Origin of the sequence: Dyadobacter sp. CY323 (genome assembly GCF_021390245.1) — a bacterium.
In the GTDB taxonomy this organism is placed as follows: domain Bacteria; phylum Bacteroidota; class Bacteroidia; order Cytophagales; family Spirosomataceae; genus Dyadobacter.
The window spans coordinates 69,777-84,063 of record NZ_JAJUXH010000010.1 but is presented as its reverse complement, the minus strand read 5'-3'; the positions used below and the strand labels follow the sequence as shown (position 1 = coordinate 84,063).

Below are 14,287 nucleotides of genomic sequence, written 5' to 3'. Positions count from 1 at the left end.
TGAGTAAAGTTACAATTCTATATCAATCCCCATCATGCGCATGAGTTCCGACGCATTGAAACTCGTACAAATTCCTTCGTGCAGGCGATAGTCAAAATGCAGCTTTCCGTTCTCCACATCGGAACGAAAATGGAAGTTATGCACGTAGTTTTCAGTAGCGCCCCATTCACCCAGTTCAAGATCATGCGTTGAAACAAGCCCGGAAGCATTTTTCTTATGTAATTGCCGGATCAAAGCTTCCGCGCCGCGATGCCGGTCTGCGGAGTTGGTACCTTTCAGAATTTCGTCGAGCAGGTAAAAAACGGGTGTTCCTGATTTTTCGTCGGCCAGTTCGAGCAGCTTCCGCAGCCTTTTTAGTTCAGCATAAAAGGAAGAAGTACTTTCTTCGAGCGAATCCTGCGTACGCATGCTGCTGAAAATGCGAACGGGAGCGCATGAAAATGAATCGGCACTCACTACCGCACCTGTTTGAGCTAAAACAAAATTGAGCCCAATCGTTCTCAAAAACGTGCTTTTACCTGACATATTCGAGCCCGTAATCAGAATTGTATGCCCGGTCCCATTCATTTCAAAGCTATTTGAAACCCTTTTCGATCCGGGGATGAGCGGATGTCCCATTTCCTTGGCTTTTATAAAAACATCATCCTGCCGACTTACTTCCGGTATCACACATTCGGGATTGGCGAATGCATATCCGGCCAGACTGTTCATGGCTTCGGTGTCGGCAAGTACATCGAGCCAGTCCGCCAATTTTGAGCGATTGGTTTCTTTCCAGCTTTCCAAAGCAGCCAAACAATGCAAGTCCCAAAGTGTAGGAAGGCCGACAAAAAGCGAGAAGAATGGATTATTACGATAATCAAGCCGCTCGAACAAACTTCCGGCCTGATGTAATGCTGACGAAGAACCGGTAATAAATTCCTTGCGGCGCAGCCACCACGGAGATGTGAATGGGGCCGATTCTGCATTTTTTAAAAGGTCTGCGTAAGCAATAAGCGTACGTCCTAGCGTCGCCGTTTTATTTGTAAGCTGTTGAATGCTAGTAAGGTATCTTCTCAGAATAAGAAAATGCGCGGCTAATGCCAGTAAAAACAATCCGACGGGAATCAATTTTAAAATTGCGGCAATCCCAATGACCAGTGTCAACAACGGAACCCAGCGCAAACGGAGGGACTTGACTAGTTCATCCGGCATTTTCTCCGTAATCCAGGCGCGAAATGTACCGATCTGTTGCGCGGCTTTTTCATGAAGCAATGCAGTCGCTTCCCATTCCTGAATGTACTGAGGCTGGTTTTTGAATTCAATGGAAGTTTGCTGTCTTAATGCAATTTCTTCGGTATCCGCATGATTTTTCAACCAGTTTGCGAGCCGCCGGCTTCCTTCTGCGGTTCTCGTGCGGTTCAATAACTTATATAAAGAATATCCGCCGAAAATATCCAGATCTGTGGCATATGCATGTTCTTTTTCTGAGAACTGAGTTCCAGTATCCGTTCTTTTGAACCGGTAAGCCAATCTTTCCAATTCATCTTCATTGACGGTCTGAATATTTCTCTGAAAATCCCTTTTTCTTTTTACGGCCTGGTGTTTTTTCATTAAAATAAAAAAGGCCACAATCAATGCCACAACTACGATTGCCAGCAGCGATTCACCGGTTCTGTTCCAGATCCAGGCAGCGACTAATATCCCTGCGAAAACGGATAACCTTACAATCGCTAATGCATTAAATCTTTTTTGCGCTGCGGCTTGTGCGAGGCGGGCCTTTTCGAATTCGGTTTCAAAAAAATGTTGCGGGGCAGTTTTAGAAAATTCTGTGGGGTTTTCCATTAATTACTTTCTGCGGTTTCAAACTGCAACTTGATAAGATTGGCGTACAAACCATTGTCCAGCAACGTCAATTGCTGATGTGAGCCCGATTCGGCAATGCGGCCTTCGCGGATCACGTAAATCATATCCACTTTGCGGATGGTAGCGAGCCGGTGCGCGATGACGATCGTGGTCCGGTTTTGCATTAATTCGTCGAGTGCGATCTGTACCAGTTTTTCCGATTCTGCGTCGAGCGAGCTGGTAGCTTCGTCCAATATCAGAATTTTCGGATCCTTTAAAATGGCCCGCGCAATGGCAATGCGCTGACGTTGACCACCGGATAACTTAATGCCGCGCTCGCCCACAATGGTTTCAAACTTTTCGGGAAACGTATCGATAAACTCGCTGGCGTGGGCGCGTCTGGCGGCATCGTAAATTTCTTCACGGGTCGCATTTGGCTTTCCGTACGAGATATTTTCATAGATCGTCCCGCCAAAAAGCATCACTTCCTGAGGTACGACCGCGATATTTTTCCGAAGCTCCGTAATCCCGAAACTGCTCAATGGCTTTCCGTCAACCAGGATATTACCCGATTGATGGTCGTAAAAACGCAGTAATAGTTGCACGATCGTGGATTTGCCTGCGCCGCTATAACCTACCAATGCGATTTTTTCACCTGCTTTGATGTGGAAAGAAATACCTTTTAACACCGGCAGATCGGAGCGGGATGGGTAAGAGAAATGCACATCGTCGTACACCACGTCGCCGGTGACGCCGCCCGCCGTCGCGTTTTTGGCAACTTCGAGGGAGATCTCCGGTGTTTCCCGTAAAATCTCGAAAATGCGTTCGGAAGCGCCGATCGTTTTGTTGATTTGGGCATATAGGTCACCCATTCCGCTGATCGACGCACCAATAAATGTAGTATAAAGGATAAATGTAAAAAGCTCGGAAAGTCCGAAATCGCCCGCCTGCACCAGCCCGGCGCCATACCATACCACGCCAACAATGCCGCCAAACATGGCAAAAATAATGAATGACACAAACCCGCCCCGAAACTTGGCAGCGTAAAGTGAAAGGTCGACCACGCGGCCAAGGATTGTGTTATAGCGATCCACTTCAAGCGGTTCGTTGGTAAATGCTTTTACGACATTGACAGACTGGAGTGTTTCTTCAACCACTACATTCGCCGCTGCCAGCTCGTCCTGCGCCTTTTTGGATAGCCGGCGCATATGACGCCCGAAAAAAACCGAGGCGACGACCAGCATCGGAAAAGTCGCCAGCATGAATAAGGTCAGTTTCCAGGAGGTGTAAAAAAGAATACTGATACCGACAATGAGTGTGGCCACCTGACGGAAAACCTCGGCCAGTGTAAATGACATAAGTCCCTGTAATTGGGATACATCGGAAGTGATGCGGCTCGTTAGCTCACCAACGCGACGTTGTTCCAGGAACGAGATCGGTAATGTAATGATCTTGCTGAAAACGTCAGACCGGATATTGCTCATGGCCATTTCACTCACTTTTGTAAAGAGAAATACCCTGAAATAAGAAAAGACGGCCTGGCAGATCAGAACGATAAAAAGAAATCCGGTAATCTCGTTGATCGTGTATTTTGACTTTCCCTCAATAACTTTGATGATGTTTCCGACGAGCTTGGGGAATGCGAGTGAAGTACCGGTTGAGAGTACCAGGAAGATCATTCCGACAAAGAATGTCCAGCGGTATGGCCGGAGGTATTTTAAAAGTTCCTTTGTGGTTTTAAGACCCTGCCAACTGATTTTTTTTATTGCAAACGGTGATTGAGGGTCTTCTTTAGTGTCGATAGCAGCCATTACAATTCATATTGTGCATTACTCAGCCCATCTTCCGGCTGTTTTAAAATAACTGATTGGATCAGCCTGCAAAAATAGTCAATTAAATCAAGGATGCGGTTAACAGGAGATTAAACCGATTTTTGCGTTTTAACCTTAACATTTTCAAATAGTTATAAAAATTAACGAAAATCTTGACCATACCAAGCAACCGTTGTTTTGAAATGAACGTAATGGTGTAAAAAAGCGAATAGCATGCCCGAGTATAACTCCGCCGTTCTTCATGAACTACTCGACGGCTGTTTAAGAAAAAACCGCCGCAGTCAGGAGCTGTTGTACAAACAGTTTTACGGCTATGCCATGAGCATTTGTTTACGCTATACACGTAGCCGGGAGGAGGCTAAGGAAATACTCAACGATGGATTTCTGAAGGTTTTTACAAAACTTGACAGTTTTGATTCAGACCGTTCATTTAAAACCTGGTTGAGTAGGATCATGATTAATACAGCACTGGATCATTACAGACAGGAGGTCCGCAGGGATGTGTTCGACGACGTGGAGATGGCGGAGCAAGTGTCTGTTGATGAGACGGTGATCAGTAAAATCGCTCATGAGGAGCTGGTTGGCCTGATCCAAAAACTTACACCCTCCTACCGGATTGTTTTTAGTTTATCAGTGATTGACGGCTACACACACGAAGAAATTGCAGATCAGCTGAATATTTCGGTTGGGGCGTCAAAGTCGAATTTGTCGCGTGCAAGAGAAAAATTAAGAGAAATGTTATCCAAAATCAGTATTGACAATTATGATAGAGTTACCAGATGACGAACTGGATAAGCTCTTCAGAAAGTCATCAGAAGAGCTTGATCCGCAATTTGATCCGGAAGATTGGAATAGCCTGAAAAAACGACTTGATGAGACGGATGGGAAAACTCCGGCTGCCTGGTTCAGGAAATGGTGGCCGCTGGGGTTGTTGTTATTGATGATCCCCGGAGGAATTGCGTCTTATTATTTGTTTGGTAATGAAGAAAAAAACCAGGTAAATGAGCAAATTCAGCTTGTTCCGGGATCAAAGGTTACTGAAAATAAATCGGCTGCACAAGAACAAACCAATGCGAAAATCATCGAGAAAATAGATAAAGAAGCTTTAACGAACGCAGCGCAGGAGAAAGAAAATACTGAACCGAGCATTTCACCAAGATCAGAAAAGGATACCCGTACTCCGGAATCCTCCTTAAAATCAGATTTGAAGGCTGTTTCTTCAAAAAGCAGTAAAACATTGCCCCGGAGCCTATCTAAGGCAGGCGGAGTGTACTTAGAGCCTAACCGCTCAAAAAGGGAAGGAGGCGACGGGGCTCTTTCATTAAATGCCGACGAAAAAGTGCATAAAAATGATCCTAACGGAACCAGTGCCTCCGAACTTGGGGCAAGGCAGGCAATTGGTTCCAATGGGGTCACACCCAATCGGACTGAAATGGGAGGTAATGCAGATGCGACCAATATGTCGCCTGTTAATGTCCAGCAAAATGAGGTTATATCAGCCGATGACCAGTTGGATAGAATGCAGATTACGGTGTCCAATTTAGGTAACAAACAAATAAACTGGGCAAATCGGATTGACTACCCAGTAATTGCTGTAACAGAAGCAGAGCCTGATGCTAATCAGGAGAAATCGAAAGAAAGCATTGAGATATCTAATGCGAAATGGGCTGTACGGTTTGGCTATTCTCCTGACCTAAGTACAGTTGGTATGAAGGACTTTACGAAGCCTGGAACAGCGGTATCACTACTTGTCGAATATTCGATAGTGCCTAGACTGTTCGTACAAACCGGAGCAGTATGGAGTTCAAAAGGGTATTACGGAGATGGAAAAAGTTACAAGTTGCCTTTGATGCAAGATCCCCATTATTATGGACCTGATGTAAAGAGTGTGGATGGCTTTTGCAAAGTCCTGGAAATACCTCTGAATCTGCGATATGATGTTTTACAAATAGCAAGATCGTCCATATTTGCTGGTGGTGGTTTTTCTTCCTATCACATGAACAAGGAAAAATATAAATACAGCTTCGAGAATGAAATGGATCCGAAGATTAAAATGCGAAGCTGGAATGGAAAGACAGGATGGTACTGGTTCAGCCATCTGAATGTCTCCGCGGGTTATGAATACAAGATTTCTCAAAAACTCTCCCTACTTGCCGAACCTTATTTAAGAGTGCCGTTGAAAAGGGTAGGATACGGCAAAGTCAACCTGTTCACCACAGGTATGTGGCTATCCCTCCGCTACACACCTGCATTCCGTTAAGAACACGAATTACCAGTACTGCTTAATATCTACTAATTAATTTATTATTAATTACTTATTCACTATGGATACTACTCAAAAAGAGGGAATGAAAAGAGGCGAATTCCTAAGAAGTCTTGGACTCAGTACTTCCACTTTAATGGCTTTTTACTGCATGGGCACCACCCTGTCATCCTGCGGGTCGGGTAGTGATGACCCGGAACCGACTCCCGGCGGTGGTACAAGTACGGGCATTACGGGAACAACGACCGGCTCGGTAAACTTTTCCATCGATCTGACCAAGGCCACCGACATTAAAGCGAGTGGAGGTTTCAGGGTCATTGGTGATACCATTGTAGCTCACACGACAGCGGGGTCCTATGTCGCACTTTCAAAAACGTGTACGCATGAAGGTTTTACAATCGGTTTCCGTGCGGGTGAAAATGACTTTTTGTGTACCAATCACGGATCACAATTTTCAACAACCGGTGCCGTGAAAAACGGACCGGCAACTACCGCGCTGAAAGTTTACAAAACCGCACTCTCTGCGGACGGAAATACGCTTACAATTACAGCCTAACCAAACTCATTATGAAAATGCTCCGCCTCGCATTATTGTTAATGTGCTCATCCGCTGTGGCCTACGCTCAGGATGATCTGTTAAATCAACTGTCGAAACAAGATAGCGCACAGAAAATCCCGGTTGATGCCACATTCAAATCAACCCGTGTGGTGAATGGGCATTCCGTCGAAACCATGAAGAAAAAGCACATGGATTTCCGGATCTCGCACCGTTTCGGAAGACTGAATTCCGGCGCATATAACTTTTTCGGATTGGACCAGGCGACTATGCGCATGGGTTTTGAATATGGGTTGACCGACAATTTCATGATTGGCGTCGGCAGAAGTACCTCTCAAAAAGCCTATGATTTTTTGGGAAAATATAAAGTGTTAAAACAAAGTACCGGTGCTCGGTCCGTACCTGTATCGGTGACGCTTTTCGGCAGCATGGCCATTGCAACGGTGAACAAAGAGCTCGAATTTCAGGATAAGCTCACGTATACGGCGCAGGTGCTCATCGCCAGAAAGTTTGGGGAACGATTATCGTTGCAACTTTCGCCGACATTCCTGCATCGAAATCATCCGGATGTGCTGGGCGACGAGAATACACTTCTGGCGGTTGGGATTGGCGGACGGTTTAAGCTATCGAAACGCGTTTCACTGAATGGAGAGTACTTTTACACAGCCCGCGAAAAAAATACTGTCACTGCTCGGTACTATGATTCTATGTCTTTTGGAGTCGACATTGAAACGGGCGGACACGTTTTCCAGCTCCACTTTACAAATTCGTTAGGCATGATCGAAAAGCAATTTATCGGAGAAACAGCCGGAACCTGGGGCAAAGGTGATATTCATTACGGGTTCAATCTGTCCAGGACTTTCAGTTTTGATAAAAAGAATAAAAGACAGCCAGCAAACTAAATCAACACGATTATGAAAGCGCTTTTTATTCGCATGGTTCTCGTAACCTTGCTGGGGATGACTTTGCATTCGGTACCGCTCTCGGCGCAGGGAATGTTTTCTACTTCGTCCGGAGTCACTACTTTTTCTTCGGTAACGCCATTGGAAAATGTATTTGCCGAGAATAAGAAGTCCCAGGCAATTCTGAATACGGCCACAGGAGAAATTGCTATCCGTATGAATATGAGGGAATTTAATTTTCCGAATAAGTTAATGCAGGAGCATTTTAATGAAAACTACATCGAGTCGGCCAAATACCCGACGGCCACATTCAGTGGAAAAGTGGATAAAGCGCCGGATTATGCGAAAGATGGGGAATATGATGTTTCGGCCACCGGCAAATTCACAGTGCATGGTGTTACAAAAGTGCGGACCATTCCCGGAAAGATGAGGATAGAAGGCGGGAAGATCTCCATTTCTTCTGCATTCGAGGTACCATTAACCGATCACAAAATCGAAGTTCCGCAGGTAGTTTTTGTAAAAATAGCCCAGGTAATCAGCGTAAAAGCGAATTATACGCTGGTGGCGAAGTAGTAGGAAGAAAGACTTACCGCCGCCTTCTCCGGGAGGAGCTTCTCCTCCGTACGGGCTTTTTCCGTACCGGCGCTTTTCTCACAACCGGTTTAGGAGCAGGTTCTTCCAGTTCAGCTTCAGCATCGTCCTCAGATGTAACTGCATTTTCATCGCTAGAAGTACTGGACTCAGCATTCCCGGACTTGCGGGCATACGGAAGCTGGCTACCGGCAATCTGTTCGATGTTAGAAGTATTATCAATGGCTTTCAACCTGAAACTATACGAATACACTTTGGCTGGAAGCAGGTATTCGGTATGAACCCTCGGCGACCAGCTGTCGTCGCCCCCGAGTCCCATTTGGGCCAGGTCGATGTTGACGGTCGTCGAGGAGCCTCTTACCAATGTTGCCGCCCGCTTTTTTGCGGCTAGTAAGCTTTTGTCCGTATAGTCATGTACGTTGTAGTTGAACACCGAGTCACTCACTGCGAGCAATCCGATCCCCTCTGCATTGGTTATGCTGGCCCAGCGGACATCCGTTTTGTTACCATTCTCTTGCGGGGAAATGTACGGAAAGTGCTGGTCTGCAACAGTTCCGCCGTAAATTCCGACTTTTCGACTGGTTTTCCGGTCGGGGTAAGTTTCGTGCGGGCCATTTCCGTACCATTGCGTTTTATTGAAACTAACCGGCATCCGAAACTGCATTCCTACCTTGGCGAGCACCGGCCATTCGCCGGTTGGGGTATAGGTACAACGTACCAGAACATCACCCGAAGCATATACCAGATATTCGGCATTCACCACCACTTCACCTTTGCCGGATTTCAGCGTATTATTTAATGTAACCCTGTAAACTTGCGAAGTCAGACGCTGGGTTTTCATTTCTGAGGACGCCAGTTCAAGGGTATCCAGATTTACGCCACGCCATTTGGAGGCATAACTGTTAGCACCACCACCTTCATCGTTATCCGTTGGTACGCGCCAAAAATTTGGGAACGGACCTGTTTCCAGCATTTCTTCTTTTTTGTTTTTAAAAGAAATCATCCGGCCGGCGGTTTTATCAAATACTACCGAAAAATCCTGCCCGCTAATGGAAACGCGTCCTGAGCTGATTTGCGCAACGCGAAGTGGCCTTTCACTGTACATACTCACCAATGGAGCCTGAGGAGTTTGTTTTAAAACAGGTACCTGATGCCAGGCAATCTCGTGACCTTTTGATGCCCAGTTTGTTGCATTTTTTAATCTCACGCTCAGATTTAAAAAATATTCTGTCAGCGGTTTCGCTGTGGCTGGAAGTTCGTAAGGAATGGTAACCTGGTTTTTTTGGCCCGGCTGAGCGTTGAGATTTCCAATCGTACCCCCTTTTCCAATTACCTTTCCGTTTTCCTGCAGATTCCATACTAACTCATAGCCGCTCAGAGTTTGGAAATCAAATGCGTTATGGAGGGTAATCTGCTTTTCGCCGACGCGTAACGTGTCCGGCATTTCGAATTTGACAGACTGATAAACCTTTTTCACCTCGTTCAGCTCGGGCTGTGGCGTCCGATCCGGATTTACCAGTCCATCGCCCGCATTGGCACCGTCGATGTAGTTGAAATAATCCCAATAGGTTGTTCCATCGGTGTTTTTTAGTTTAAGTCCCTGATCCACCCAATCCCAGATAAAACCTCCCTGCATGGTTGGGTTTTTCTCGATCACGTTCCAGTAATCTTTCAGGTTACCAATGCTGTTACCCATTCCGTGTGCATACTCGCAAACGATCAATGGGCGCGTTTTGTCTTTTTTTACCAATTCAATCATATCCTGAACGGATGGGTACATGACTGAAATGATGTCAAAGTTGCTCAGCGTAGTCGGTTTGTAATCTTTTCTGCCTTCGTAATGGATCGGGCGTGTCGGATCGGCAAGGCGGATGAAATCGGCCATCGCAGTGAAATTCTGCCCCATTCCTGATTCATTTCCGAGCGACCAGATAATGACAGACGGATGATTTTTATCCCGCTCGATCATGGCATTGCCGCGTGCCAGGAATGCAGACCTCCATTGAGGCTGGTCAGCCAGGATCACATTTTTACTCCATAACTCATGACTCTCAATATTCGCCTCATCCATGACATACAAGCCATATTCATCACACAGGTCGTACCATTCCGATACGTTAGGGTAATGCGATGTGCGGACTGCGTTGATGTTGTATTGCTTCATTAAGGTAATGTCGCGGACCATGGTTTCCCGGCTCATAACCCTGCCCGTTTCAGGAACGAATTCGTGGCGGTTTACACCTTTTAATGTAATCGCTTTTCCATTCACCAGCAGTTGACCGCCTTTGATCTTCACCTCTCTGAAACCTACACGCTGGCTTGTTGCTTCCAGCACTTTTCCATCCGAATTCATCAGCTGGACGCTCAGAGTATATAAATAGGGATTTTCAGCACTCCATTTGGTTGGATTCGGAATAGCAACGTCCAGTCTCACAGCCCCTTCCTTACCCGGTTCCAGCGTTCCAACCATCTGACTTGCAGGGGTTACCACTACATTTTTAGCATGATCGTATAAGGTACAAAGTACCTGATGTGCATGAATGGGTTGCGGGCCATAATTTTTTACAAACGCACTCAGTTTCAACGTAGCATTTTCATGATTGGCGTCAAGAATGGTCCGCACGGAAAAATCGGCCAGCATAGCTTTCGGCAATAGAAGCAGGTTCACATCCCTGAAAATCCCGGACAGCCTCCAGTAATCCTGATCTTCCAGGTAACTTCCATCAGACCAGTTGATTACCTCCACTGCCAGCGAATTAATACCTTGTTTTACATCTTCTGTAATATCAAATTCAAAAGGCGTCATCCCGTCTTCATGGTACCCCAGCGCAACGCCATTCAGCCACACATAACAGGCAGACTGAACGCCGCCGAAATGCAGGAATAGCTGCTTATCTTTTACATTGTCGGTAACCGTGAATGTGGTCCGGTACATGCCAACCGCATTCGTGTCGGCCGTGATCCGCGGGGGCGTTGCCTTAAATGGATGCCTGATGTTGGAGAAAATCGGTTTGTCATAACTGCGACCCTCCCGCGCTCCGAACACCTGCCAGTTGGATGGGACTGGTATCGTCTCCCAGTTCGCGTCGGGTGTTTTTGGATCGAAAAAATTGACTTGTGCTTTGGACGGATGAGGAGCCCATTTAAACTTCCAATTCCCATTCAGCGATTGCACAAACGGCGTTTTCACTTCTCTGAGCAATGCACTTTTTTCAGTAGGGTAGGGTGTAAAATCGGCGCGTGGACGTTCGGTATTGATGCTGATGACCTGCGGATCCTGCCATTCAGGAATAGCCTGAGAATGAGCTGACAAATGCGGAAATATAAGTAGAAAGCCCGTTAAAATGAGTCTTTCCAGTTTGTTAAAAAACATAGTGAGGTTCCCGGTAAATCTTGCGAAAGGTATCTGAAATGTCTGCGGTACAGACTGGTTTATTTTTTTGTTAAAAATAGATATTCTCAAAAAGAAACGGGTGCAAATCATGGGCAAGATGAAGTTTTATTTGAATAATGCCTTTAATTTGCCCGTGGATGTAAATTCAATTTTATGCTTTTAGCCGTAGACGTCGGCAATACCGACACCGTTTTTGGACTCTACCAATCTGGTAATTGGGAACATATCTGGCGGATGCGGTCACTGGTGCAAGAAAATGAATCACATTATGAGTCAAGGCTCAGGCTGCACTTCCTGGAAGCCGGACTTTGGTTTGGCGATGTAGAAACCGTTGTTTTAAGCAGTGTTGTACCGGCAATGACACCCATTATCCAGAAAATGCTCCGGTCTTTATTCGGGGATGATGTCATTGTTGTCGGTCCGGAAATTTATCCCGCATTGAGCATTGCCATCGATCATCCGCACGAAATAGGCGCCGATCTGATCGCCAATGCGGTCGCCGTTTCTACGCGGTATAAACAAAATTGTGTCGTTGTGGATTTCGGTACCGCGCTCACTTTCACCACGGTATCGAAAGATAGCAAGATCCTGGGCGTCGCCATTCTGCCTGGATTGTTGACCGCCGTAAAAGCATTATTTGCCAACACTGCGCAGTTGCCCGAGGTACCGTTGCAATTACCTGCCACTGCAATCGGCAGAAATACTACAGAAGCAATTCAGGCGGGTATTTTGTTAGGCTATGAAGGTTTGGTGAAATCTTTGATCAGTCGCATTCGGGCCGAATTGGGAGGCGAATGCATTGCCGTGGCAACGGGCGGGCTATCCTCGATCATCGACACATTGCGTGACGAATTTGTAGAAATTGACCGGAAATTGACCTTGGACGGTCTGCGCATAATCGGTGAAAGTCTTCGCGCTTAAACCGTAAAACGGCCGTCTGAAATAAGTGGTAATCCGTCGACAGATTGGTTATACAAATAGGTCCAGCATGGAACTTCTGATCCGTTTTGCAGGGTCACAGTAACAACCTTTCTCAGATACAGGCTGGATGCTTCATCCCCAAGAACCTCCTCATATTCGTCGAGCTCCCAAAGTATTTCAGTGTCGGTGAGCCGGTAAGCTTCTCCATGCACTTTTGCCGTTTCCATTTCATCATATACGGCACCCGGGTACCAAGAAATCAGGTACAGACGCCCATTGAAATAACCTTCGCCCTCAAAAACCGAAGCGAAACGAAGCGTTTCGGCGAATGGATTTTTAAATCCTTTCTTCAAGGTGCCGTAAGTAAACAGATAAACATTTTCGGGAAACATGATTTAGAACTTTTCCATTCTGTAACTAGAATGCGGTTAAATACGTTAATATGGTAATGCATTTTTCTTATATTTACAAGTAACGTTTTTTATCTTACCTATTCAAGTTATGTACGAAAAGAACCTTGGTACCAAACAAAAAGCATTAAGGATCAACCTTGATCGCAGAATATATGGTTCTTTCGCTGAAATCGGGGCTGGTCAGGAGACTGCTGCATATTTTTTTAAGGCTGGCGGGGCTTCCGGGACGGTAGCCAAAACCATGTCCGCCTACGACATGACTTTCAGCGACGCAATTTACGGAACGGAAGAAGGAGGACGATATGTGGTGGAATCCCGGCTGATGAAGATGTTGAACCGGGAATATAATCTGGTAGAAAAAAGGCTTTCGGAGAAACGGGGCGAGGACAGCCAGTTTTTTGCATTTGCCAATACCGTAGTTGCTCTTAATTTTCAAAAAACCAATGAATCACACGGCTGGGTGGGTCTGCAATTTCAGCTTACGCCAATGGGGCCTACCAATTATGTGGTCATACATATCCGGATGCGTGATGATGAGAACATTCTGCAGCAGCAGGCGCTCGGTATTATCGGCGTAAACCTGATGTACGGCTGTTTTTTTTACTATAAATCGCCCGAAATACTGCTTTTGTCTTTAATGGACGATCTGACCAGTGATCGGATCGAAATTGATATGGTGCGTTTCAGCGGGCCGGATTTCGCGAAGGTGGATAACCGGTTAATGAGCCTCAGACTGGTTAAAAACGGGTTTACGGACGCCGCACTTTTTGGCAGCGATGGTGGTGTTTTGCAACCTTCGGAGGCTTTATATAAAAAACACATCCTGATGATGCGCGGCCGGTTGAGGCCGATCACGAACGTCCATATCGACCTGATCAGCAATGGGCAAAAGCAGTTTCTGGCTGAGCCGGATGTGGACGAGTCGAAAGTAGTTTTGATCTCCGAACTTACCCTGCATAACCTCAAAGGCGGCGACCGGGATATTGACGAAAAGGACTTTCTGGACCGTGTAGACATTCTTTGTTCTCTCGGCCACATGGTAATGATTTCCAACCACCATGAATATTATCGTCTGGTCGCCTATCTTTCCCGGCTTACCAAATTGAAAGCGGGGCTGCTGCTGGGTAGTCCGAGTTTGCAGGATATTTTTGAAGAAAAGCATTATGAGTTTCTGCAGGGAGGTATTCTGGAATCTTTTGCAACACTTTTCAGCCGGAAAGTAAAGCTGTTCATTTACCCCACTTTACAGCCCGACGGTTCTGTTTACAGTTGTGAGAATTTCGTGGTTCCTGATCATCTGAGACCACTTTTTCAATATTTGATCATTAATGATAAAATAGAGGATATCCGGAATTATAATAAAGAACACATGCATATTACCACTGATAGTGTTCTCGAAAAAATTAAAAGGGGTGAGCCGGGCTGGGAAAAACTGGTTCCCGAAAATGTGGCGGTCATGATCAAGGAGAAGGCGCTTTTTGGTCTGCCGAGCGAAGATAATTACGCGGATACTGTTACACAGATCCATCAGGCGGTTGGTAATCTTTAGTCTTTTAATGCCACGAATGCACGAATGACACACGAATGTATTAGT

11 protein-coding genes are annotated in these 14,287 nt (G+C 45.9%); 7 read left to right on the top strand and 4 right to left on the bottom strand.

All coding sequences use genetic code 11. The features are described 5' to 3' along the window. Positions 1-9 precede the first annotated feature (9 nt). Both LZG72_RS15730 and LZG72_RS15725 read right to left on the bottom strand, forming a co-directional pair. The gene (locus tag LZG72_RS15730; RefSeq protein ID WP_233874222.1) at positions 10-1,821 is read right to left on the bottom strand and encodes a MutS-related protein; all 1,812 of its coding nucleotides are present in this window, start codon (positions 1,819-1,821) and stop codon (positions 10-12) included. Continuing rightward, the gene (locus LZG72_RS15725; protein WP_233874219.1) at positions 1,821-3,632 is read right to left on the bottom strand and encodes an ABC transporter ATP-binding protein; all 1,812 of its coding nucleotides are present in this window, start codon (positions 3,630-3,632) and stop codon (positions 1,821-1,823) included. Before LZG72_RS15725 ends, LZG72_RS15730 begins: the two co-directional genes overlap by 1 nt. Positions 3,633-3,866: 234 nt before the next feature. On the opposite strand from LZG72_RS15725, the gene LZG72_RS15720 reads away from it, so the two are divergent. From LZG72_RS15720 to LZG72_RS15700, 5 genes are all read left to right on the top strand, one after another. After that, complete coding sequence (locus LZG72_RS15720; RefSeq protein WP_233874216.1) at positions 3,867-4,436, top strand: RNA polymerase sigma factor; 570 nt, start codon at positions 3,867-3,869, stop codon at positions 4,434-4,436. Then, positions 4,417-5,913, top strand: a complete 1,497-nt coding sequence (locus tag LZG72_RS15715; RefSeq protein ID WP_233874213.1) for a PorT family protein — start codon at positions 4,417-4,419, stop codon at positions 5,911-5,913. Before LZG72_RS15720 ends, LZG72_RS15715 begins: the two co-directional genes overlap by 20 nt. Before the next feature lie 64 nt (positions 5,914-5,977). Then, positions 5,978-6,472, top strand: a complete 495-nt coding sequence (locus LZG72_RS15710; RefSeq protein ID WP_233874210.1) for a ubiquinol-cytochrome c reductase iron-sulfur subunit — start codon at positions 5,978-5,980, stop codon at positions 6,470-6,472. An 11-nt stretch (positions 6,473-6,483) separates the two neighbouring features. Continuing rightward, complete coding sequence (locus LZG72_RS15705) at positions 6,484-7,374, top strand: DUF5777 family beta-barrel protein (RefSeq protein WP_233874208.1); 891 nt, start codon at positions 6,484-6,486, stop codon at positions 7,372-7,374. 12 nt (positions 7,375-7,386) lie between these two features. Then, a complete protein-coding gene (locus LZG72_RS15700) occupies positions 7,387-7,947 on the top strand; it encodes a YceI family protein (RefSeq protein ID WP_233874205.1) in 561 nt (186 codons plus the stop codon). Positions 7,948-7,960: 13 nt separating this feature from the next. Here LZG72_RS15700 and LZG72_RS15695 read toward each other — a convergent pair whose 3' ends face one another. After that, positions 7,961-11,338 (bottom strand): glycoside hydrolase family 2 TIM barrel-domain containing protein, encoded by a 3,378-nt coding sequence (locus LZG72_RS15695; protein WP_233874202.1) that lies wholly within the window; start codon positions 11,336-11,338, stop codon positions 7,961-7,963. 174 nt (positions 11,339-11,512) lie between these two features. On the opposite strand from LZG72_RS15695, the gene LZG72_RS15690 reads away from it, so the two are divergent. After that, complete coding sequence (locus tag LZG72_RS15690) at positions 11,513-12,280, top strand: type III pantothenate kinase (protein WP_233874199.1); 768 nt, start codon at positions 11,513-11,515, stop codon at positions 12,278-12,280. Here the strand turns inward: LZG72_RS15690 and LZG72_RS15685 are convergent. Continuing rightward, positions 12,277-12,672, bottom strand: coding sequence for a gamma-glutamylcyclotransferase (locus tag LZG72_RS15685; RefSeq protein WP_233874197.1), 396 nt, complete (start codon positions 12,670-12,672; stop codon positions 12,277-12,279). The two genes, LZG72_RS15690 and LZG72_RS15685, sit on opposite strands and share 4 nt — an antisense overlap. A 109-nt stretch (positions 12,673-12,781) precedes the next feature. Here LZG72_RS15685 and LZG72_RS15680 point away from each other — a divergent pair, with 109 nt between their 5' ends. After that, positions 12,782-14,242 carry a TonB-dependent receptor gene (locus LZG72_RS15680; protein ID WP_233874194.1) on the top strand — a complete coding sequence of 487 codons (1,461 nt, stop codon included), beginning with the start codon at positions 12,782-12,784 and terminating at the stop codon, positions 14,240-14,242. The last annotated feature ends 45 nt before the right edge of the window (positions 14,243-14,287 follow it).